We start from the raw sequence: 20,792 nt of genomic DNA, 5'->3' as shown, positions 1-20,792 counted from the left end.
CTGCCCAATGATTGTTTATAGATCAGTGTTGCAGAGAAACATCATTGGCCCCGCCAGAACTGTCTAGTTTTTTGCAAGAGGATCTCAGGGTCACACGCAAGGAGATGTAAATCCACTTCAAGTACTGGTGCGTTCGACTTGGCTTGCTTCAAGCGCCAGTTCTTTCTCATGGCCCGTCGCGGCATAGACTGGGGCTCTCGCTTTACGAGGCAGTCGTCAATCGGACCTTTGAGTTTGATGTGCAGTTGGTTGAATTCCATGGTGCGGACAGCTGTTTTGTAAAGGGAAAGCTCAGCAATTGCTGACCAGCGCAGAACGCCAAGCCTTTCCAGATAGAGCCCGGTCTCATTGGCTGCGATTTGAGGGCGTTTATCGACGAAAGGGTAATGCCAGTGAACGCTGAGAAAAACGGGTAGTGATGCCAATGCAGGGATCAGTGAACCGCTTACAATGCCCGTACCAAGAAGAGCTGCCCCGAGCAGCAGGCTGCCGTAGACAACGGGCTCGCCCGTCCCTTTTCGATAGCCCAGTGTGAATGGTTCAGCCGAGCTTTGCTCTTCCTGCCATGGATCAAGATCAAACTGAGACATGCCCCCGCCACTTTCCATATTGCGCCGGGGGCCTGTTTATTAGTCCGCCGGAGTTTCTGTTGCTTCAACTTTCAAGCCGAAGCCTTCTAGGCCAACATAGTGGCGCTCACGCGATGCAATAACCCGGATAGAGTTGGCTCCTAGATCTTTCAGGATCTGTGCACCGAGACCAACTTCGCGCCAGTCCTCAGACCGGCCTTGAGCGGAATCGTGCTGCTCATGCTCAGCAGCTTCCAGGTTATCACGATGACGGTTGGACTTGCTTGCGACGCCTACCGCACCTTCACGCAGGTAAACAATAATGCCTCGGCCTCGTTCCGCAAAGTCTTCCATGATTGCTTCCAGAGGTTTGGTTTGCCCAAACACATCATCCAGAACGTTTTCCAGATGGAGCCTGACCGGAATATCCTGACCATCACGCACGTCGCCGTAAACCAGCGCCAAGTGGCCAACATTGTCGAACGGAGTAGAATACACGATGGCACGTGCTTTGCCTGCTGTGGTCTCTACGTCGAACTCGTCGATACGGCTCACAAGGTTTTCATGACGCTGACGCCATGCAATGAGATCCGCGACAGAAACCATTTTCAGGTTATGCTCACGGGCGAAGTCTTCAACCTGCTCACCGCGCTTTACAGTGCCATCATCATTCACCAGCTCACTGATGACGCCAACTTCCGGCAGGCCAGTCAGCTTACACAGGTCTACCGCTGCTTCTGTGTGACCGGAGCGCATGAGGACGCCGCCCTCTTTTGCGACCAATGGGAAGATGTGACCCGGACGGACGAAATCAGCTGCGCCAGCATTTGGATTGGCAAGGCCACGAACTGTTGCACAGCGCTGCTCAGCTGAAATGCCTGTTGTCAGGCCTGGCGCATAGTCAACGGAGACGGTGAATGCAGTTGCCAGTGGAGCGTCATTGTTGGCGACCATCGGCTCAAGGTGCAGGCGCTTTGCTTCTTTGAGCGTCATTGGAGCACACACGATCCCGGAGGTGTGACGGATGATGAATGCCATCTGCTCAGGGGTGATCATGTTGGCTGCTACAATGAGATCACCTTCGTTTTCGCGATCATCATCGTCGGTTACAACAACCATCTCGCCGTTTTCGAAAGCGCGCAGGGCTTCGGCTACTCTTGTTTGAGACACGACGTACTCCTTGTTTTCTTTTAGTCCGAGAAAATCGTTGGGGGTCACCTGATGGCCCGTCGCTTCAGCGATTTTTTGGGCCATTTCTCGAGAAATCCACGCGCTTGGGTCGTTGCACAGAGCCGTTACAGATGCAGGAGACAAACCAGCGCGGCGTGCAAAGGCACTCCTGCTTTCAGCAGCGTCTTCTAACCATTCAGTCAAGCGCATAATCCTAGCCCCTTGGCCTTGCAATTTTCAGTGATACTGAAATCGCGCTTTTGAACTCGGAAATCAAGGGGCAAATCGAAAAAAGCTTACCGCTTTCTACCTAGGTCGTATCTGTGGGTGATCTTGAGGTGAATAAACGGTTTGCGGCTTTGTGCGAACACGCTCGATTGCATGCATTGGGCCTGCCCCGAGTTCGCAAACTGATCAAAGAAGCACTTAAAGCACCACATGGCCTTCCATGCAGTGTTGAACCAGAGTTCCCGATAGTCGGGATGAGCAAGGCGGCAGGCAATACCTGCGCTGTTTGTTAAGTTAGTTTCTTCGGCATTGGCTACACGCCTTGCCCGGGCTTTTTATAATGAACAGCGTCGCCTCTTTTGCCTATAAGGCACGATAGTCAGTTTCCTGAAAAGACAGTGGCTTATCCAGACACGTTTCCATGCCCGAACAGTTCCTCCGTCTTTGACTGATACCTTCGCAAAAGCGGGTTCCCCTGCCGGTGCTCTTGTATCCGTCGCCGCGTGATACCCTATAGTCCTGGGCCCTTCCCCTCAAACCATGCGGTCACGTTTGAAGTTCGGTTCACCGGACCACTGAAAGGTGCGTTACGTCTTCCAGAAGCCCCGCCCAACCTACGACAAACTGACGGTCGCTCCGCCAGCAGCCCGTTACGTAGGCATAGGTTCAGAGTATGGGAGGAACCCAGAAGGGGAATAAGTTTTTTGGAGACGGCCACATGCTTGAAGACAGGCAACATCTCACAGCTGCGATGTATTTGCTATTGCCCGTAGTAAAAAAGGCGCCGGTTTTGCCAGCGCCTTTTCAATAAGAATGAAATCAGAGGTTGAATAGAATCTTAGCGCACGTCGCGTTCATTTACATTCACGCACCGGGCTCTAACACCTTTGGTGGAGCGAATTCTTGTCGTTTGATTGCATCCAATCAAACGGAACACGCTCTAGCGTTCGCCGCACTGGCCTCTGTCACGCAGGACATGGTCAGCCAGAACACAGGCCATCATGGCTTCTCCAACCGGAACTGCGCGGATGCCAACGCAAGGGTCGTGACGACCTTTGGTCATCACGTCGACCTCTTCCCCACTGCGGGTGATGGATTTGCGTGGTGTCAGGATGGAAGAGGTTGGCTTTACAGCAAAGCGGACCACAACCGGCGCACCGGAAGAGATACCGCCCAGCACGCCACCTGCTTGGTTGGACAGGAAGTCAGGCTTGCCATCTTCGCCCATACGCATTTCGTCAGCGTTCTCTTCACCAGTCAAACATGCAGCTTCAAAACCGTTGCCGATCTCAACACCCTTCACAGCGTTGATGGACATCATGGCTGATGCGAGGTCTTGATCCAGCTTGCCGTAAAGCGGGGCACCAAGACCCACTGGTACATGTTCTGCGACTACTTCAATCACGGCCCCAATTGAAGAGCCCTCCTTGCGGATCCCATCGAGGTATTCTTCGAAGAACTTGGCAGCTTCCGCATCCGGGCAAAAGAATGGATTGTTGCCCACTTCGTTCCAATCCCAGTTGTCGCGATTGATCTTATGCGGGCCCATCTGGACCAGAGCGCCGCGGATCAGGATGTTTGGAATGACTTTGCGCGCCAAACCACCCGCAGCCACGCGGGACGCTGTTTCGCGTGCTGATGAACGTCCACCGCCGCGATAGTCGCGGATACCATATTTGGCATCGTAGGCGTAATCTGCGTGGCCCGGACGGTAGCGCTCTTTGATTTCGGAGTAATCCTTGGAGCGCTGATCAGTGTTCTCGATCATCAGGGAGATGGGCGTACCGGTCGTACGTTGTACGCCGTCTTCATCCACCATCACACCAGAGAGAATTTTGACCTGATCTGGTTCACGGCGCTGGGTGGTAAACTTGTTTTGCCCCGGCTTGCGCTGGTCCAGATACACCTGAATCTCTTCTGCTGTGATTGGAAGCAGAGGCGGACAACCATCGACGACGCAGCCAAGCGCTGGTCCGTGGCTTTCGCCCCATGTTGTTACGCGAAACAGATGACCAAAGGTGTTGTGGGACATGTTCTAGCAGTTCACTTTTAGAGCATGAGCACGTCCTGTCCGGCTGACTCTCTTCAATCAAACGGAACGCGCTCTGAGAATTACAGTGGTTTTAGGTGGGTTCCGACGGCAGGTCAATTGAGAGCCTTGCAGCACTTGCGTAATTTTCCCGAATGAACAAGCTGGATTTAGGCTTGTTCCCAGTTGCAGGTCTGGAAATGGGAAATCTCAAGGCGTGAAATGCACATTCAGACACCCCCACTTTAATGCGTAAGCTCCATTTCATGCAAAAAACCCGAGCAACGCGTTGGGCACGTCCTCGGGTTTTTCTCATTCATTCAAACTTTTCATTCAGAACGCTGGCCTTGGATAAACCTTAGGCGCCGTGTTCCTGAATAAGTCTTTTTGCAACCAAGTCATGGTCGAGCCAAAGAGCCGGGCCGGCTGGCTGGCTGGCTTCGCCAAACATGAGCATGCCAGTTGCTGCAACAACATGCTGGCTAAGCTCATCGCTAACCAGAACATTGCGTTCACTATGCATATCCACGATTTCCTGCGAGGTACCAACAGTCTTGTCTACCTGCTCCGCTGAGTTTGGCATTGGCCAAGCTTCGAAGTTGTAGAATGGCTGCATTGCCTCACTGGTCTGATAATCGGATACCTTTTGCAGAACCTCTTCCAGAGACGCTTCAGGCTTGAGCATGCCTTCGCACTTCTGCCAGAGTGCATCCACCCATGCGCCGCCGCCTTCTTTCTTGAAAGCTTGCAGCAGTGGCAAGAGTGACAGCTCGATGCCAGCAAACACGTCTGAAGAGTTGGTGCGGATCTCAGGGCAGTTGAACACTGTTGCCTTCACGCCGTCTTTCCACGCGCTTTCAGCAAAGTTCTCCAGAGCCATTTTAGCGTAGCCCTGCGTGTAGTTTGTGTAAGTCTGCCAGCGATACTCATCCTCGATCAGGATGCGGGTGCCGTGATAGCCATACGCAGTGTAGCGCACTTCGCCGCCAGCTGCTTCCACGCGGTCGCGGAGCGTCTTACTGGCTTCCAGCAGGTAACCGAAGCTGTTTGCAGTTACTTCCTCGAAGTTTTTAAGGATCAGCTTGCCCAGATCACTCTCGATAAGAGACTGAGATGGCATGTAGCGTGCACCGCGGCCTTTGTAGATGCGGTTCGCGATTGCCATAAACACTTTTGCACGCGGAATACCGCCTGCCATTGTGTGGGCGAAGAAGACGTTCTTACCCGCTGGGATCATGGTATCCAGCTGTTCCATGACCTGAGCAAGAGCGCCTTTAAACCGGCTGGAGCCAAGACCGCGGCAGATCTCAACATGATCCCAGTCGAGCTTGTGATCCTGCCAATCTTTAATGGTCATTTCGTTGACCAGATCAGTCGGTGTCGCTGTGCCTTCAGGTGCGTCCAGTTCAAAACCCGCACGCAGAGGTACGTTGATGATTTTGCCGCCCAGATTGGCTTCGGCTTCTGCCAGCTCTTCTGGTGTCAGGGCGCGTGGCTTGTTGTTTTCATCCGGACGACCGACAGTAATGCCGATCACAGTCATCCCGGTTGCCTTTGCCTGATCGATCAAGCCAGTCGCATATCCGCGACCAAAAAGTTCGCCGAAGAGTACGAAGACATCGCCCTCTCCAAAAACGGTATTGCTGCTGATTGCCTTGAGTGGTCGAGACGTCTTCATCAAGATCTTCCAAAAAGTTTAAGAGTGTCGAGATTTCATAGGTGAGCGTTCTGCTCTTGTTGCCTAAAAATAACGAGTTACAACTGATTTAGGTAGCCTGTTTAGCTGGTCTTTATGCAGATTGTAGCAAAGCACTCCAAAATGTCGTGGACTGCCTTTGCTGTAGTATTCACTTTATGTGTCACAGTTTGTCGCTGACGCAAAAACCTGATCAATTTAACGACCAAGAATTGCGTTGTAAGCCCCCAATCTTAAAGGCTTGGTACAGCGCTGGACGTGAGAGCGTGCATTGGTACGTCCGTTGATCGGAATGCAGCTGAGTGTATCCGGATTGTTGTGAACTTAGATCCACGCCTCGGAACCGTCTCTCCAAAGAAGGAACTGATCTTGTGGCGTCTCCAGATCCGGGATTTCAGCAGGAGCGTAGCCACAGAGCAGGCCGCGCAGAACGCGCATGACTACGCCGTGCGCGACGATGATCATGGGGTCTTTTTGCTCAGACATCCATTCGGCGATGCGGTCAGAGACCATTTTGTAGCTCTCGCCTTCGGGATGCACATAGCCCCATTTATCTTCACGCCGCATACGAACCACTTCGGGACGCTTGATCATCATTTCAGGAACGGTCATTCCCTCCACATTGCCAAATGTGATTTCACGAAGACGGTCATCCACTTTGTAATCGGTCGGATCCAGCCCCATTTCCTTGCGCAGAATTTCCATGGTCTCGCGCGCGCGGATCATTGGTGAGCTGACAAAGATGAAATCATCTGCGGTCTTGCCAAGGTCTGGGAGAAAATCCTTCATCACCATACCGTTGCGCCGGGCCTGCTTGCGACCGGTGTCGTTGAGCGGAATATCCTGACCGCCCTGCATACGCCCTTCCAGGTTCCAGTCTGTTTGTCCGTGACGGACATACAAAAGCGGAGTTGGTGTGGTTTTCGCAAGGGGCATCAACGAGCCAGTCATTCCATGGGCCTTCTGTAGGAGATTAGTCGGCAACCGATTTGTAGCGGCTTCTTACGAGGTACATGTGTCATTCCTCGTTAGAAAACAACAGTTATGCACACATTCTTGATTTAAGTCATATGTACCTTTACCAGCCTCTCAAGCGCAAAAAAGGCGCTCCAAGAAGCGCCTTTTCTCAAACCTAATTGCTGAAGCAATTTAGACGACGGAGATATCCGGGGCGTCTACTGCCTTCATACCAACCACATGGTAGCCGCTGTCAACGTGGTGAGTTTCACCAGTGACAGAGCGGGACAGGTCGGATGTGAGGTAGAGAGCGGAGTTTCCAACGTCATTGATGGTTACGGTTTCACGCAGCGGTGCGTTGTACTCGTTCCATTTGAGGATGTAACGGAAATCGCCGATACCAGCTGCTGCCAGTGTTTTTATCGGACCTGCAGAAATCGCGTTCACGCGGATCTTCTTAGGACCAAGATCAACTGCGAGGTACTTGACGCTTGCTTCCAATGCAGCCTTTGCAACGCCCATGACGTTGTAGTTTGGCATGACCTTCTCAGCACCGTAGTAGGTGAGAGTTACAATGGAACCACCTTCGGTCATCAGCTTTTCTGCACGGCGGGCAATGGATGCCAGCGAGTAGCAGGAAATCTGCATTGTCTTTGCAAAGTTGTCTGCGCTGGTATCCAGATAACGGCCAGTCAGTTCTTCTTTATCAGAGAAAGCGATCGCATGAATGACGAAGTCGATCTTGCCCCATTTTTGCTCCAGAACTTCAAATGCTGCATCAATGCTTGCTTCGTTCGTAACGTCACAATCACCTACAACAAGTGCATCGAGCTTTTCTGCTAATGGTTCAACACGCTTCTTCAGCGCTTCACCCTGATAGGTGAGTGCGATTTCAGCTCCGGCATCGTGTAGTGCTGTTGCAATACCCCAAGCGATGGACCGATTGTTGGCCAGTCCCATGATGAGACCACGTTTGCCGGCCATCAATCCTTGCGCTTCTGCCATGTTTTTCTCCTGAGTGAATATCACTTAATCTAGTGAACAGCCCCAAAATGCTATGGCATACTGTTCATTTGGCTTCAAGCCGTCGAAAAAAGTCCAATCAGACATGGACGTGTTCTTGCGCTCCCATTATCTGATAGTTAGAGCCAGATCAACTTCCAACACTGCGACGGAAACATGACTATTCCAAATTTGGTGAACGCGTTTCAAAAGATCATTGGGGACGCAAATGTGCTTGTCAGCGACCATGACAAGGCCCCATTTCTTGTTGAGTGGAGGGACAAATTTCGAGGCGCCACTCCCATGGTGCTGCGGCCCGGTTCCACATCAGAGGTTGCAGAGTGCGTGAAGCTTGCGGCTCAGCACGGTCTCACTGTGGTTCCACAGGGTGGCAACACGGGTTTGGTTGGGGGGCAAATCCCCAATCCAGATGGTAGCGAAATCGTGCTATCCCTTTCTAGATTAAATAAAATTCGCCACATCGACCCTGAAGGTTATACGATGGTAGCAGATGCAGGCGTTACGCTGCAGGCTGTTCATGATGCGGCTGAAAAGCATGATCGATTGTTCCCTTTGACGCTCGCTTCGCAAGGTTCCTGTGAGATTGGCGGCAACATTGCAACCAACGCCGGAGGCACTGCCGTCCTGTCCTATGGAAACACACGAGATCTTGTTCTCGGGCTCGAAGTTGTACTCGCAAATGGTGAGGTCTGGGAAGGGCTTCGGACCCTGCGCAAAGACAATACCGGTTACGATTTGAAACAATTATTTATCGGCTCAGAGGGCACTTTGGGGATCATTACGGGTGCCAGCCTCAAATTATACCCAGCTCCGGCGTCGGTAGAGGTGGCTCTGGTCGCGCTAGATTCGCCTGCTAAGGCACTTTCACTGTTTTCATTGGCAAAAAGTCACGCCGGGAACATGCTTACCGGATTTGAGTTGATGCCACAGACTGGCATGCAGTTCGTTTGTGAGCATATGGAACTGTCGCGCTATCCGTTCGAAGAGCAGCATCCATGGTATGTGCTCATCGAGATCTCGGCGGGTACAAAAGATATCGACATTGCCAGCCTGACAGAGACTATCTTCACCGAGGCTTTTGAGGCCGAACTCTTGCGCGATGGATTGCTGGCGCAGAGTAAAGCGCAGGCTGCTGACTTCTGGCGATTGCGGCATGGGCTTTCTGAGGCACAGAAATTTGAGGGCGGATCCATCAAGCACGATGTCTCTGTGCCTGTTGCAAAGGTTCCCGAGTTTCTGGAAGAAGCGATCGCCGCTGTTAAAGAGGCTGTGCCGGGATGTCGTCCGGTTCCGTTTGGCCATATGGGCGACGGCAATATCCATTTTAACATCACCCAGCCGAAGGATGCCGATAAAGCCGAGTATCTTGCGAAATGGGATGATGTGAACCGTGTCGTGCATGGGATTGTTGCCAGTTACAACGGCTCAATCTCTGCAGAGCATGGCATCGGCATTTTGAAGCGTGATTTGCTGGCAGAGGTAAAGAGCGCCACAGAGATGAACATGATGCGCTCTGTTAAGAAGGCTCTCGACCCGACGAACATGTTCAATCCGGGCCGTGTTCTCTAGACATTACTGTTCAGGTGCTTCCAGTCCTTCCGGGAGCACCTGTCCTCCATCAACGACAATCTGCTGTCCGGTGATGTAGCCTGCCTCCTCGCTGGCGAGGAAGAGCACAGCACTTGCTACGTCTTGTGGCGCACCCAATCGGCCAAGTGGAATAGTCTGCCCCATCTTCTTCAGATACTCATCACCGAGATCATCCAGCGCTTCTGTCCTGATATTGCCGGGCAGAACCGAGTTCACTGTGATCTTGTGCGGGGCCAACTCCAAGGCAGCTGTTCGCATGAGGCCCAGTTGCCCCGCTTTGGAGGCTGCATAATGAGACCAGCCTGCATCCCCTGTAATTGGGCCCGTTATTGACGAGGTAAGGATAATCCGCCCGTGCCCTGCTTGTTTCATATGCGGGAGCGCTGCCTTTACGCAGTAGAAGGAGGAGCGCAAGTTTGTATCAAGCACATGATCCCAATGCTCGGGCTCCATCTCCTCAATCGTCTGCTTGGGGAAGATGCCTGCGTTGGCGCATATAATGTCCAGCCCGTTTTCTTCTGTGGTCTCATCGACCATGGCCTTTACCGCTTGCCACTGGGTGACATCACACTGAAGGAATTGCCCTGCCCCGCCAGCCAGTGCGATTTCCTCCACAGCGTTGGCGCCAGCTTCTTCTCCGCGCGCTGCTATGGTGACAAAGGCTCCGGCGCGAGCAAAAGCCAGTGAGATGCCCAAGCCGATCCCTCGAGAACCACCCGTCACAATGACAGATTTACCTTTAAGCGACGCCAGCATGCTTGATCCCTCATCGTCTCATCATGTTGGTGTCCAGTATGTTGCTCAGAGGCTAAAACAAGTCTAACTGCCCGTTGTTTCTTGAAGAGCCGCCTGCAACCTTCTTTTGAGGTTTTGGCTTGGCAGGTGTTTTGACTGGCTCAGGAGGAACTGGAATGACCTCCCGTTCCCACAAGGACGGGTCATCATTGGCGACGCTGTTCACCCGCGTTGAAACAGGCGTGGTGATTAACAGCCCCTCATCTGCAGGTTGTAAGAGCTTTATAGCGTCTCGAGCCATGATTGTGCCGTTGCTCAACCAGTCGTCAAAATGCTCCGGCGCGATGATTGCGGGCATCCGGTGGTGAACCGGTTTCACCGTCATATTCGACTCGACGGTGATTACAGCAGCGGTATCAATGTCTCCGCCATCAGGATGGGAATAAGTTTCCCACAGGCCAGCGAAGGCCAGAAGGCGTCCATCCGCTGGGGCAATCCAATAGGGCTGCTTTGCCGCACCTTTGCGTTGCCACTCGTAAAAACCGTTTGCAGGTATCAAGCATCTACGGTGACGCACCGCTGCACGAAACGAGGGTTTCTCCTCCAAAGTTTCGGCTCTGGCATTGAGCAAAAGCGTGAAACTTGCTGGGTCTTTGACCCATGACGGGACCAGGCCCCATCGTGCTAACCCAAAGTGGCGCCCACCATTTTCGTGTTTTACGAGTGCAATTGGCTGAGTCGGTGCTATGTTGTATCTCGGTGGAAAATTTGGCTGTTCGATATAATCAAACAACGCTTTGACTTCTTCCGGAGACGCTGACAGGCTATATCTACCACACATGCAGATTACTCTGTTCGCATTTTAGTAAAATTGCAACCAATCGAGAGATAGGTTCCGCGCGACAGATAGGAAGCTGGGAGGCTGCAATGGATATGTACTGCGATAAAATCGGCGTAGGAGAACTTTCTCCTGAGCTTTTGACGCATGCAAACATCAATCCATCCACGGGCCTTGCAACTGACTATCTTAATCATTTCAATGAGGTTGTTATGCTTCTTGAAATGCTTCCTGATATTCCCGATTGCGCAGAAGATGTTCTGGCCTGGGAACCCGCTGACTATATCACACATTTCAGTGCCTCTAAATTCTCAGCAAAAGAATTGGCTATCCGTGCATACGGAGCTGTTGATTTGCCGCTGCGGAATGCTCTGGAGAAGTGTATTGGCGAAGTTGATCAGGAAGTTATCTCCTTACAAAAAATGCTAGGCTCCGCTGAAGTAACAGGTGAACTGCTGCAAATCGTTCAGGATAAAGCCGTTACCGTCATCAGGCCCCTGCTTTCGCAAGCCGGGTCAATCATCCATGGACATCTGCCGGATGAGACAATCAGCACTGAGGAAAGCACGCAAGCGGATGTTGACGCCCTGTTCTCATGAGCAAAAAAATTATTCCGGAATACATTGAGGCAACCAGTGTTGCCTGTGTGCAGAACGAAAAAGTTCTGCTCGTAAAACGAGCCCAGTCGCCCTCCAAAGGCCTCTGGAGTTTTCCTGGCGGTAAGGTTCTTCCCAGTGAAAACCTTAAGGATGCCGCACAAAGAGAGTTTAAAGAAGAAACATCTTTGTGCGCCTCAGACCTGAAGGAATGGACAGTGTCCTACCCTTCTGCGGAAGACTGCAAGGAGCAATATCGCATCCATGTCTTTCGCTGTACGCAGGTCAAAGGTGAGGAGGAAGCACGCTCTGATGCTGCTGAACTGGGATGGTACACTTGGGAGGAGGCTATGAACCTGCCTCTCGCGCCCGGCATGCAACAGCACATTCTAAATCTTCTAAGATGTAGTTAGAGCAGAACCTGTGCATTTACATTGACGCCTCAAGCTCTGACTTCTTAATTTTTACACGTGTTCTTATCCGAAAACCGGAACTACTTTTTTAGAATACGCACAAGCATCAGTCCTGCAGCCTGCTGTGCAACAAGGGAAAACCGGAAATCCCCAAGGTTCCATAGTGGACAGAGTGCCGGGAGACGGCCATCCTTACAGAATCTGAAGCAACCAGCATGCTGTGGGATGTAGCTTGACTGACATTGCAAGACTTAAAGCTTGGACACGTAATTTTGCGAAACCTGCCTGGCCGACAGGCCGGGGGATTTGCCTTGGTCTGATGCTTTTGAGTGTTGCGGCGGCCCCTGCTGCATTTGCTCAGAGCTCCCCGCAATCTCCGGGTCAACCTGTACAGCCAGAGTTGAAAGAACCTCCCTACGAGCAACAGCTTATTCGCCTCTCAGAAATACTTGGCGCCCTCCATTATTTACGCCCGCTTTGTGGGCATGATGAAGCAGATGAATGGCGTCAGCGCATGTACTCCTTGCTGGGTGCAGAAGTGCAGAACGAGCTGAGACGCCGGCGTCTTGTTGAGCGGTTTAATCAGAGCTATCGGGGGTTCGCATCGGTCTATCAAACCTGCACTCCGGCGGCTGTTGAAGCCTCTCGCAGATTCGCCGATGAAGGTGTAATTATCACCCAAGAAGTAACGGGCAAGTACAGCCGCGATTGATAGAAAAGCCGGTTGCAACCGTTTTCCACAGACAATTATTGCGTGTTTTTTGGATAACTCGGCTTCGCCACAAATATTAACCATAACTTACAGAAGCTCTGGACGAGTTTACCAAAACATCAGTGAGTCGGTTGTTCCTGCCGTTTTGCGTGTTAACTTCCGTTTAACAGATAAGGCATGCGACGCTTCATTTGTTTTCGTTTGCCCGTTACATGTAACGGCAAATAACAAGAAGCAGCACATAGAGGGACATGAGAGCCAGCATGATCAAGGACGACGCTATCGCCGGCGAATTCACAGAAGAGATCGATGCATCTGATGCAGACATCCGCCGACTGGCTCTAAGCTTCATTCAGGAAGCTTGGGAGGATGGTCTTTCCCACGGCATCGACAGTACAGCTCTTGCGCATGCAGCGCTGTTCTCAGCAATGATGGATCTGGTTTCTCTTTATGGAGAAGAAGCTGTTTCCAAATTTGCGCAGGAATTGCCACAGCGCGTTGAGCGCGGTGACTACTCTTTGGAACGTCGTCTGCACTAATTTCAGCACTGCTGTTTTTCAAAGAGCCCCGATTGATCGGGGCTTTTTTGATTCCGGTCCGGTGTGTTAGAGCACGTAGCGTTTATTTGCATTCACGCACCGCGCTCTAGAAAATCAAATCACTTGCAACCATGGCAAGGATGAGCGCTGCAAAGAGCAGCAGGATAATGCCTGCCCCGTGGTTGATGGTGGAAAGCCAGTTGTCATTCATGCGGTTTCGCAGCTTGGACACAAGCGCTGACAGGCAAGCCCACCATAGAAGAGCACCACTCAACACGCCCAGCACGAGCGCCAGAGCGCCGACATAGTCCCCCTTCTCGGGCGCATGCTCTCCCAGTGAGCCGAAAATAGCGATAAAGCCAAGAATTGCTCCTGGGTTGGTCACAGTCATGGCGAAAGAGACAATCATCCCACGCCAAATCGTTGGACCACCATCGCTGCCACCCTTTAAATGTGGGTGAGACCGGAACACGACGATGCCGAAGATGATCAGAAGAAACCCGCCTATCGTCTGGATATAGAACTCGTGGCGTTCAACGAACTCCGATATTGCCGTCACACCAAAGGCAGCAGCGGTTGCAAATACACCATCGGCCAGAACTGCCCCGAAGCCTGCAATAAGGCCTGGAAGGAAGCCGTAGTGCACTGCCCTCCTAATCGCCAACACGTTTACAGGGCCAATCGGAGCAGACGTGACGAGCCCGATAATCATGCCTGTAATGAAGAGTTCAATATTCAACGCTTTAATCCATACTTCCCAACTGCGCAGAAGACCTGTCAGATCTTCCTATAAATTTTCTAAAGGCTCTCTAGCTTGTGCATAGGTTAGGGTCCGTTTCTTCCTTGATTCCCAACAAGCCCTTAAACTAAGGGCAAAGCACGCGCCTCTTATCCGTTTCGGAGCACTTCATGTATTTTCGCCTACTCATCATAGGGTTACTTTGCACTACAGCTCCGGCTATGGCTGCAACACAGGCAATCAAGACCGAAACGATTCGCATCCAACGCCCCAAGGCTGAACAATTTCCTCTGCTTGATGAAGGTTTCAACAGAGATACCAGCAGTGAAGATGCGCTGGACAGTGAGTTTGCAGAGGAACCTCCGTTGCCAAAGCTGGACGTCTTTTATGACGATACAGAATTGCCGGAGGCTGTCAGAGCAACCCGTGCGACGCTGATCAAGATTGCTCGCAGTGGCAATGTTGCTGCGTTGGCACCTTTGTTTGCAAAGCAGGAGCAACCACCAGAACTCTCGTTCACACCTGTGCGCGATCCGGTCAGCTTTTTGAAAGACAGCTCTGGTGATGGTGAAGGGCACGAGATCCTTGCGATCCTACTGGATATTGTGACAGCCGGATATTTGCGGCTCAATGAGGGAACGGAAGAAGAGACTTACATCTGGCCTTATTTTGCCCGCTACCCTTTGCATGATCTGACGCCTTCGCAGAAGGTTGAGATGTACCAGATCGTCACTGCAGCCGATTACTTTGAGATGCTGGATTATGGCGCATGGACCTTCTATCGCCTTGGCATTTCCAAGGATGGGGATGTGCGGAGCTTTATTGCCGGAGACTAAGTTGTCTTCAATGACCGATTGATGAAAGCCCATCAGATGCTCTGGTGGGCTTTTCTTTGCTCAGTTACCCCGCCTTGCGGATTTCGCGGTGGCTTTCGTTTTCCGCTTTCAGCAGGTCCATCTGCTCAGGCTTTTCCATGAAGCGGGTGTAAAAGCTGCTGTCGAGTTCCGCGTAGTAGGCATAACCACGGTACAGAGGCAGGAACCGCAGTTTGGCTCTGTTGTCGTCGGCCAGCCCTTTCATGACTTCGTGAAAGTTCTCACGCGGTAAAACATGGAACCTGCCGAGCCACTTCTTGAGCATCAGCTTGAACAAGCCGGGCAGTTTTTCCTGCTGACCAAAATCAACAACAGACAACTGGCCACCTTTTGCCAGAAGCTTTGTGCCGTTGCGCAGAGCGTCTTCCCATGGCGGGATCATTGAGACGCAGTAGGACAGGAAGACACGGTCAAATGTGTCGATGCCGAATTTTTCGAACGGATCAAAGCTCGTTGCATCACCCTGAGCCAGATGAATCCGGTGAGACAGGTCCGCTTTGTGAATGTTGGCCTCTGCGGTCTTCAGCATTTCTGCTGAGATATCGACGCCAAAGAACTGGCAGGTCGGGTAAGCTCTTGCTGCCTCAATCAGATTGCGACCAGTGCCGCAGCCGAGCTCCAGCACTGTGCTGCCACGCGGTGCTGCCAAATGTTTGATCAAATGATCCCGGCCAAGAAGGTAATGCTTTCTGGTCAGATCATAAAAATGCCGTTGGTTCTTATAGATTTTATCCATCAGTGAGGCTGAGGACTTTACATTCGCCATTTCACTTCCCTCACATGCTTATTCTTGTTCAGTTATAGATGTAGAGGTGGAAACCACCGTAGATAGAGGAGCGGTCCAGCTTGTTGAGGCGTACACTTTCAGCCGCCTCATAGGTCCACTGCCCCAGTATTTCGTTATTGACCCGCCCCGGCAGAATGCTTGGCTCACCAGCCGTTCTGAAGATGACGCGCGCTCCTTGCCGTGCCGTTCGGGATATTCCTGCCCATAGATCGTTCAGCTGCCTGTCTGTCATCCAGTCCTGCGCATCGAGCAGGACGTAGGCATCAAGGCTGTTTGCATCCTGATTATCCAGATGCTCTGTGAAAGACCGATTAACAACGCGCACATGAGAGGCTCTTTTCCGAATTTCCGGGAAGTGTTGCGGCTTCAGATAGGGTGGCAAAGGGCCGGAAAGACCGGTTCCATTGTGTGTTTGAGAGGGCGCGTATCCGCGGGTGAAAGCTTGCCAGGCGAAGTAGTTGTCTTCCATCGGAAAGTCGCAGGCCAGCTTTTCCAGGCGTTGTTTGAGAACGCCTGCCATGTTGCCACCGCCTTCTGCGGCGAGGCTCTCATATTGTGCCGGGGGGATGCCGAGGCCATAGAGCGACATCTTTTTAGAGGTCGCCCAGCGGATCAGGCGTTTATCGAACAGCGGTGCCAGAACCTTGTCGAAATATGACCGCTGTTCGTTCAGGTCACGTGCGTCTGCCATTTTGCGCAGGTCAACGCCGTAAATTTTTGCAAGGAAGTGACCAAGACCAATGAAGTAGCCGAGCATGCCGTGATGGTAGAGGTCTCGTGAGAACAGGGTGATGCGCTTGCGGCCCCACGCTGTCATGTCCCGCCCTTCCCAGTAGGCCATGGTTTCAGGATCAATGGCGGGCTTCAGATACTTCTCATAGGCGGCAATATTGGCTTTTTCATCAGCCTCACCGAAGAACCGATAGAACGTCTCGTAATCGGGGAACTCTTCCAGCGCGGTCAATTTCAGGCGGTTCAAAGCCACATGCGCGCGGTTGAGATCGACCGCCGTAATCTCTTGCGGGTTTGCGGTGAGATAAGACATGACATTGCAGCCACCAGAGGCAATTGTCACCATTTTGGAATCTGGCTTGAGTTGCAGTGCCTGCATATCCACCTCTGGATCCTCCCAGATCTGCGGATAAACCAGTCCCTTAAATGCGAAGGTGAACAGACGCTCCAACGCGCCTTCTATGGAGATCAGTTTTGAACGATGTACTGCACGATCCAAACGTTTCTTTGACTGCCTGATAGTTGATGTCACGTGCATCTCCAGAATCAAGAACTGAAATCAATCGAGAGAAAGAGTTAGTTCACGCACACGACAGTTTTGCGACGTCGAAACATTGATTGTAATTGCAGAAAGATATTGAAAACGCGGCAATACTGGAATGTTCCGGTAAACAACTCAGTGCACTTACATTTCTATTTACCTGCCTCATATTTTGCGTTTTTCCTCCCGCATGCAGGTGTCAGGGCGCAGGCGAGGAGTTCCCTCGTCACCCACAGAAACTATTCTTTTTCCGTGGTGTGCGCATAGCTGATGGGTTATGAAACACTCTTGTTGTTTTATTCATTGGAAGGACGGACCCATGGCATCACAACGTACCATTCTCACTTCGCGTCGGCTCGTGAAGGTTTTTGGCGAAGATGCCAAGGAGTTTCTGCAAAATCTCGTGAGCTGTGACATCAGCGAGATTAGTGCGACCTCCAGCGCATTTGGTGCTCTTCTTACGCCTCAGGGAAAGATCCTCTGGGACTTCATTGTGTTTGCAGATGAGAGTACAGGCGGTTTCCTGATTGATGTGAGCGCTGATGAACTTGATGCGTTTGCCAAGCGTCTTGGTTTTTATAAGCTTCGCGCCAAGGTGACTGTGGAACCTGCTGATGAGACCATGCATGTGATCGCAGACTGGGGAGATGATTTGCCAGCGGATAAACCGCGCGATCCTCGCCATGCTGACATGGGTGTTCGTTATGTTTCCTCCGGCGAAGTTGCAGAGACTGCCTCAGAAGCTGACTATCATGCGCACCGCATCAAACTTGGCATTCCGCAGAGTGGGCTGGACTTTCAGCTGGCAGACGTCTTTCCGCATGATACGGACATGGACAGTCTCAATGGAGTGGCTTTCTCCAAAGGTTGCTTTATCGGGCAGGAAGTTGTTTCCCGCATGAAGCACCGCGGAACCGCCCGCAAGCGTATCATCAAAGTTTCCGCTGAAAGTGCTCTTCCTGCCGCTGGTAGCGATGTTTTGGCTGGAGAGAAGAGCGTTGGAACATTGGGGTCTTCGCAAGATACCGATGGGCTCGCCCTGCTGAGACTGGACCGTGTGAAAACTGCGATGGATGCAGGTGTATCGCTGACATGTGATGGTGTTCCCCTCACCCCTTCCATTCAAGAATGGGCAAGTTTCAACTGGCCTTCATCTGATTAAGAGATACAGCTAAAGCAGTTCGCATTTAAGCTGGAACACATGAACTGCTTTAGCCTTTGTTTTGCGTATCTTTATCCGAAAACCGGTTTCCACTTTTCGGAGATACACTGTAGACACCACCTTAACCTTGACGACTGGCTTGATTGACTAATGTGTGCAGAGCTTTCCTCATCTTCCCCCCGTGCCTGGCAGCGGATGCTTTCTGGCAGACGACTTAATCTTCTTGATCCGTCTCCGTTGGATGTGGAACTCTCTGATATAGCGCACGGCCTTGCGCGCGTTGCACGGTGGAATGGGCAGACAATTGGAGATCATGCGTTCTCTGTTGCCCAGCACTGCGTGGTGGTGGAAGAGATTGCGCTGATGCTCAAGCCTGATCTTGATATTCAATGGCGTATGGCAGTCTTGCTGCATGACGCGCCTGAGTATGTGATCGGAGATATGATCTCCCCTTTCAAGAACGTGATGGGTGGCACCTACAAGGCCGTTGAAGAGCGGCTGCACCATGCCATTCACAGGGCGTTCAACCTGCCCCCCGACTTGCCAGTCAGCATTGCCAAGCTTGCCAAGAAGGCTGACATTATCAGTGCCTATCTGGAAGCAATCCATCTGGCAGGCTTTAGCAAGGACGAAGCTGACAAAATTTTTGGTAAGCCTGCAAAGGTTACAGCAGAGCAACTGGACGCCTTGGCAGCAAGCATTGAGCCGCTGCCAACCAAGGATGCGCAAGAGGTCTTTCTGGCCCGGTTTGCTGAGCTTGATGACGCTCGCAAAAGAGTTGGAGGCCGCTGATGCTGCATGTCTGTCCACTTTCCAAGCTGGAAGACACGTTGACCTCAGCAAGGCCGAGCCATGTGCTCTCTCTCGTTTCTCCGGGAACAGAGGTGATCTTGCCTTCTGAGACAAAGCCTGCTCACCATCTGGTGCTGGAGTTCAACGACATTACTGAAGCACGTGAAGGTCTGCTTGCCCCCAATGCGACGCATGTAGAGCAACTGCTGGATTTTTCCCGCGATGCTGCATGTAACGGCTGTTTGCTGGTGCATTGCTGGGCCGGTGTCAGCCGGTCTACAGCTGCTGCCTACATCATTGCCTGTGCGATTATGCCGGATACGGATGAACGTGCGCTGGCCCAACATTTGCGCAAGGTTTCTCCTGTAGCCACACCCAACCCGCTGCTTATCTCTTTGGCAGACACTCTTTTGCAGCGAAATGGGCGCATGATACAATCAATCATCGAGCTTGGTCGTGGTGCAGAGACTTTTGAGGGCAACCTGTTCTCGCTTGATCCTGCCGCACTTGTTGAACTGGCATGACGGATACGGAGCAAACATTGATGAGCAATGCAGTGGAAACAGGAAATGCAGCCCAACGCGGTGCTGACATGGAGCCTGTCCAGCTTGGCATTGGTCTGAGTGCTGTCATTGTTTCCGTAAAAGACAAAGTGCCCTTTGTGCTGACTGTGCCGCAAAAAGTGCCTGACGAGTTGTCTGGCCTGCCTTCCGGCCCGTTTGACCCACGCGTACACCGCACCTTTGAGCTGGGTTTGCGTGCGTTTGTTGAAGAACAGACCGCCCTTCATATTGGCCATGTGGAACAGCTTTACACCTTTGGTGACCGCGACAGATATTCTCTGGCGCGGATTGGTGAGCCGCATATGGTTTCTGTCGGCTATCTGGCATTGACGCGTCAGACACCAGAATCTGAACGGCTGCTTGCCAGACAAGGTGCTCGCTGGCGTCCCTGGTATGACTTTTTTCCCTGGGAAGACTGGCGTGGCGGTCAGCCGAAGATGCTGGAAGAGACTATTCATCCCAGTATGGAGACCTTCAGCAAGGCCCCGGATGATGATGCCAAGACTTACCATGAGCTGAGCCGGAAAGATCGTTACCAGCTCGCCTTTGGTGTGGGCTCTTTGAAATGGGATGAGGAACGCGTTTTGGACCGTTACGAGTTGCTTTATGGCTCTGGTCTTATGCGTGAGGCCTTGCGCGATAAGCAGCCAACTGCGCTGGAACGCAGCACCTTGCCAGACCTTGGCGAGGGCCTTGCCCATGATCACCGCCGTATTCTGGCAACGGCACTTTCCCGGTTGCGGGCAAAACTGAAGTATCGGCCCGTTGTCTTCGAATTGATGCCACCTGAATTTACCCTGACCGATCTGCAGCAGACGGTAGAGGCGATTTCTGGCCGGCATATTCACAAACAGAACTTCCGCCGTTTGGTGGAAACGGGACAACTGGTTAAGCAGACGGGCAGAACTTCAACCGCGACGGGCGGGCGTCCAGCAGCTCTTTACCGGTTCAGAAGAGACATTTTGAAAGAGCGCCCGGCCCCGGGATTACGCGTTAGTTTGCTCTGATTCACATTTTCGCCTTAAATGACGTAAGGTTATCTACAATTTTTTTGAGTTTTTTCTCGGCAAAAATTCATAGGAAAAACGGAGTTGTGGATTTAACAGGGAGCCTTATGGTTAATCTTGTTAAGATTTTGATTGTGTTGATATCCTACAGCCACGCCAAGATATCACAGGTGTCATTTCCTGCATGAAGCCTTTTGTTTCCTATGATTTTTGGCCAACTGAAAAATCCACCCAGACATGAAATAGCCCTAGTTTTTTGGTGAGTACCGTTCCTGCATATTAACCATATGCTGGCTGTCAGCGGCGTGAACTGTGGCAGAATAACTGGGGTTTTGGCGGGCTTAACTTTATATCAAGGTTAAAAGCGAAAAATGCACTCATCCGGAAAATTGACGGGCGGGAGTGTTTTATCGGGCTTCTTCATCCTGTCGATCTCAGAGTTTGGATTCCCTTTTCAGGGAGTGAGAGGCGCTGAGTTTTTGGGCGTTGATTTGGAGTA

General features: G+C 51.9%; 21 protein-coding genes. 10 read left to right on the top strand and 11 right to left on the bottom strand.

The features are described 5' to 3' along the window. Nucleotides 1-41: 41 nt before the first annotated feature. From PsAD37_RS07260 to fabI, 6 genes are all read right to left on the bottom strand, one after another. Nucleotides 42-590 carry a hypothetical protein gene (locus PsAD37_RS07260; RefSeq protein ID WP_208991747.1) on the bottom strand — a complete coding sequence of 183 codons (549 nt, stop codon included), beginning with the start codon at nucleotides 588-590 and terminating at the stop codon, nucleotides 42-44. A 39-nt stretch (nucleotides 591-629) separates the two neighbouring features. Next, nucleotides 630-1,949: a 3,4-dihydroxy-2-butanone-4-phosphate synthase gene (gene ribB / locus PsAD37_RS07255; RefSeq protein ID WP_063295558.1), complete on the bottom strand. Its 1,320-nt coding sequence runs from the start codon at nucleotides 1,947-1,949 to the stop codon at nucleotides 630-632. Between the two features lie 958 nt (nucleotides 1,950-2,907). Continuing rightward, the gene (aroC, locus tag PsAD37_RS07250) at nucleotides 2,908-3,999 is read right to left on the bottom strand and encodes a chorismate synthase (protein ID WP_057464885.1); all 1,092 of its coding nucleotides are present in this window, start codon (nucleotides 3,997-3,999) and stop codon (nucleotides 2,908-2,910) included. A 355-nt stretch (nucleotides 4,000-4,354) separates the two neighbouring features. After that, nucleotides 4,355-5,674 (bottom strand): hypothetical protein, encoded by a 1,320-nt coding sequence (locus PsAD37_RS07245; protein ID WP_063295557.1) that lies wholly within the window; start codon nucleotides 5,672-5,674, stop codon nucleotides 4,355-4,357. 342 nt (nucleotides 5,675-6,016) lie between these two features. Beyond that, nucleotides 6,017-6,643, bottom strand: coding sequence for a histidine phosphatase family protein (locus PsAD37_RS07240; protein WP_063295556.1), 627 nt, complete (start codon nucleotides 6,641-6,643; stop codon nucleotides 6,017-6,019). A 198-nt stretch (nucleotides 6,644-6,841) separates the two neighbouring features. Beyond that, nucleotides 6,842-7,654, bottom strand: coding sequence for an enoyl-ACP reductase FabI (gene fabI / locus PsAD37_RS07235; protein ID WP_063295555.1), 813 nt, complete (start codon nucleotides 7,652-7,654; stop codon nucleotides 6,842-6,844). Nucleotides 7,655-7,828: 174 nt separating this feature from the next. Between fabI and PsAD37_RS07230 the strand changes: the two genes are divergently transcribed. Next, the gene (locus PsAD37_RS07230; protein WP_063295554.1) at nucleotides 7,829-9,241 is read left to right on the top strand and encodes an FAD-binding oxidoreductase; all 1,413 of its coding nucleotides are present in this window, start codon (nucleotides 7,829-7,831) and stop codon (nucleotides 9,239-9,241) included. Nucleotides 9,242-9,244: 3 nt separating this feature from the next. Here PsAD37_RS07230 and fabG read toward each other — a convergent pair whose 3' ends face one another. Together fabG and PsAD37_RS07220 are read right to left on the bottom strand one after the other, a co-directional pair. Then, entirely contained in the window at nucleotides 9,245-10,018 is a 774-nt protein-coding gene (fabG, locus tag PsAD37_RS07225) for a 3-oxoacyl-ACP reductase FabG (protein WP_063295553.1), read from the bottom strand. A gap of 52 nt (nucleotides 10,019-10,070) precedes the next feature. Further along, complete coding sequence (locus tag PsAD37_RS07220) at nucleotides 10,071-10,838, bottom strand: SOS response-associated peptidase (RefSeq protein ID WP_063293784.1); 768 nt, start codon at nucleotides 10,836-10,838, stop codon at nucleotides 10,071-10,073. 86 nt (nucleotides 10,839-10,924) lie between these two features. Here PsAD37_RS07220 and PsAD37_RS07215 point away from each other — a divergent pair, with 86 nt between their 5' ends. From PsAD37_RS07215 to PsAD37_RS07200, 4 genes are all read left to right on the top strand, one after another. Then, entirely contained in the window at nucleotides 10,925-11,434 is a 510-nt protein-coding gene (locus PsAD37_RS07215) for a hypothetical protein (protein ID WP_057464878.1), read from the top strand. Further along, a complete protein-coding gene (locus PsAD37_RS07210) occupies nucleotides 11,431-11,844 on the top strand; it encodes an NUDIX hydrolase (protein WP_063287262.1) in 414 nt (137 codons plus the stop codon). Before PsAD37_RS07215 ends, PsAD37_RS07210 begins: the two co-directional genes overlap by 4 nt. Before the next feature lie 232 nt (nucleotides 11,845-12,076). Continuing rightward, a complete protein-coding gene (locus PsAD37_RS07205; RefSeq protein WP_057464876.1) occupies nucleotides 12,077-12,556 on the top strand; it encodes a TIGR02301 family protein in 480 nt (159 codons plus the stop codon). A gap of 263 nt (nucleotides 12,557-12,819) precedes the next feature. Further along, nucleotides 12,820-13,095 carry a hypothetical protein gene (locus tag PsAD37_RS07200; RefSeq protein WP_014284380.1) on the top strand — a complete coding sequence of 92 codons (276 nt, stop codon included), beginning with the start codon at nucleotides 12,820-12,822 and terminating at the stop codon, nucleotides 13,093-13,095. Between the two features lie 106 nt (nucleotides 13,096-13,201). Here PsAD37_RS07200 and PsAD37_RS07195 read toward each other — a convergent pair whose 3' ends face one another. Then, nucleotides 13,202-13,834, bottom strand: a complete 633-nt coding sequence (locus PsAD37_RS07195) for a LysE family translocator (protein ID WP_208991746.1) — start codon at nucleotides 13,832-13,834, stop codon at nucleotides 13,202-13,204. A 170-nt stretch (nucleotides 13,835-14,004) separates the two neighbouring features. Here PsAD37_RS07195 and PsAD37_RS07190 point away from each other — a divergent pair, with 170 nt between their 5' ends. Beyond that, a complete protein-coding gene (locus PsAD37_RS07190; protein ID WP_208981731.1) occupies nucleotides 14,005-14,670 on the top strand; it encodes a hypothetical protein in 666 nt (221 codons plus the stop codon). A gap of 64 nt (nucleotides 14,671-14,734) precedes the next feature. Here the strand turns inward: PsAD37_RS07190 and PsAD37_RS07185 are convergent, their stop codons facing one another. Then, nucleotides 14,735-15,475, bottom strand: coding sequence for a class I SAM-dependent methyltransferase (locus tag PsAD37_RS07185; protein ID WP_057464874.1), 741 nt, complete (start codon nucleotides 15,473-15,475; stop codon nucleotides 14,735-14,737). Nucleotides 15,476-15,503: 28 nt separating this feature from the next. Continuing rightward, a complete protein-coding gene (locus PsAD37_RS07180; RefSeq protein ID WP_063295604.1) occupies nucleotides 15,504-16,766 on the bottom strand; it encodes a DUF3419 family protein in 1,263 nt (420 codons plus the stop codon). A 322-nt stretch (nucleotides 16,767-17,088) separates the two neighbouring features. On the opposite strand from PsAD37_RS07180, the gene PsAD37_RS07175 reads away from it, so the two are divergent. The 4 genes from PsAD37_RS07175 to PsAD37_RS07160 all read left to right on the top strand — a co-directional run bounded on the left by PsAD37_RS07175 (nucleotide 17,089) and on the right by PsAD37_RS07160 (nucleotide 20,293). After that, nucleotides 17,089-17,931 (top strand): folate-binding protein YgfZ, encoded by an 843-nt coding sequence (locus tag PsAD37_RS07175; protein ID WP_063295552.1) that lies wholly within the window; start codon nucleotides 17,089-17,091, stop codon nucleotides 17,929-17,931. A gap of 150 nt (nucleotides 17,932-18,081) precedes the next feature. Further along, entirely contained in the window at nucleotides 18,082-18,723 is a 642-nt protein-coding gene (locus tag PsAD37_RS07170) for a YfbR-like 5'-deoxynucleotidase (protein WP_063295551.1), read from the top strand. After that, nucleotides 18,723-19,247 (top strand): tyrosine phosphatase family protein, encoded by a 525-nt coding sequence (locus PsAD37_RS07165; protein WP_063295550.1) that lies wholly within the window; start codon nucleotides 18,723-18,725, stop codon nucleotides 19,245-19,247. Before PsAD37_RS07170 ends, PsAD37_RS07165 begins: the two co-directional genes overlap by 1 nt. A gap of 20 nt (nucleotides 19,248-19,267) precedes the next feature. Next, entirely contained in the window at nucleotides 19,268-20,293 is a 1,026-nt protein-coding gene (locus PsAD37_RS07160; protein WP_084407680.1) for an NAD regulator, read from the top strand. Nucleotides 20,294-20,792: the final 499 nt, after the last annotated feature.

Origin of the sequence: Pseudovibrio sp. Ad37 (assembly GCF_001623075.1) — a bacterium.
Taxonomy (GTDB): domain Bacteria; phylum Pseudomonadota; class Alphaproteobacteria; order Rhizobiales; family Stappiaceae; genus Pseudovibrio.
The sequence above is the reverse complement of the archived record's forward strand: the minus strand, read 5'-3'. Positions and strand labels throughout refer to the sequence as shown.

What these genes read in the sequence shown, in the direction of transcription:
- PsAD37_RS07260 (WP_208991747.1), bottom strand. Translation starts at nt 590, where the DNA reads ATGTCTCAGTTTGATCTTGATCCATGGCAGGAAGAGCAAAGCTCGGCT.
- ribB (WP_063295558.1), bottom strand. Translation starts at nt 1,949, where the DNA reads ATGCGCTTGACTGAATGGTTAGAAGACGCTGCTGAAAGCAGGAGTGCC.
- aroC (WP_057464885.1), bottom strand. Translation starts at nt 3,999, where the DNA reads ATGTCCCACAACACCTTTGGTCATCTGTTTCGCGTAACAACATGGGGC.
- PsAD37_RS07245 (WP_063295557.1), bottom strand. Translation starts at nt 5,674, where the DNA reads ATGAAGACGTCTCGACCACTCAAGGCAATCAGCAGCAATACCGTTTTT.
- PsAD37_RS07240 (WP_063295556.1), bottom strand. Translation starts at nt 6,643, where the DNA reads ATGACTGGCTCGTTGATGCCCCTTGCGAAAACCACACCAACTCCGCTT.
- fabI (WP_063295555.1), bottom strand. Translation starts at nt 7,654, where the DNA reads ATGGCAGAAGCGCAAGGATTGATGGCCGGCAAACGTGGTCTCATCATG.
- PsAD37_RS07230 (WP_063295554.1), top strand. Translation starts at nt 7,829, where the DNA reads ATGACTATTCCAAATTTGGTGAACGCGTTTCAAAAGATCATTGGGGAC.
- fabG (WP_063295553.1), bottom strand. Translation starts at nt 10,018, where the DNA reads ATGCTGGCGTCGCTTAAAGGTAAATCTGTCATTGTGACGGGTGGTTCT.
- PsAD37_RS07220 (WP_063293784.1), bottom strand. Translation starts at nt 10,838, where the DNA reads ATGTGTGGTAGATATAGCCTGTCAGCGTCTCCGGAAGAAGTCAAAGCG.
- PsAD37_RS07215 (WP_057464878.1), top strand. Translation starts at nt 10,925, where the DNA reads ATGGATATGTACTGCGATAAAATCGGCGTAGGAGAACTTTCTCCTGAG.
- PsAD37_RS07210 (WP_063287262.1), top strand. Translation starts at nt 11,431, where the DNA reads ATGAGCAAAAAAATTATTCCGGAATACATTGAGGCAACCAGTGTTGCC.
- PsAD37_RS07200 (WP_014284380.1), top strand. Translation starts at nt 12,820, where the DNA reads ATGATCAAGGACGACGCTATCGCCGGCGAATTCACAGAAGAGATCGAT.
- PsAD37_RS07190 (WP_208981731.1), top strand. Translation starts at nt 14,005, where the DNA reads ATGTATTTTCGCCTACTCATCATAGGGTTACTTTGCACTACAGCTCCG.
- PsAD37_RS07185 (WP_057464874.1), bottom strand. Translation starts at nt 15,475, where the DNA reads ATGGCGAATGTAAAGTCCTCAGCCTCACTGATGGATAAAATCTATAAG.
- PsAD37_RS07180 (WP_063295604.1), bottom strand. Translation starts at nt 16,766, where the DNA reads ATGCACGTGACATCAACTATCAGGCAGTCAAAGAAACGTTTGGATCGT.
- PsAD37_RS07175 (WP_063295552.1), top strand. Translation starts at nt 17,089, where the DNA reads ATGGCATCACAACGTACCATTCTCACTTCGCGTCGGCTCGTGAAGGTT.
- PsAD37_RS07170 (WP_063295551.1), top strand. Translation starts at nt 18,082, where the DNA reads ATGTGTGCAGAGCTTTCCTCATCTTCCCCCCGTGCCTGGCAGCGGATG.
- PsAD37_RS07165 (WP_063295550.1), top strand. Translation starts at nt 18,723, where the DNA reads ATGCTGCATGTCTGTCCACTTTCCAAGCTGGAAGACACGTTGACCTCA.
- PsAD37_RS07160 (WP_084407680.1), top strand. Translation starts at nt 19,268, where the DNA reads ATGAGCAATGCAGTGGAAACAGGAAATGCAGCCCAACGCGGTGCTGAC.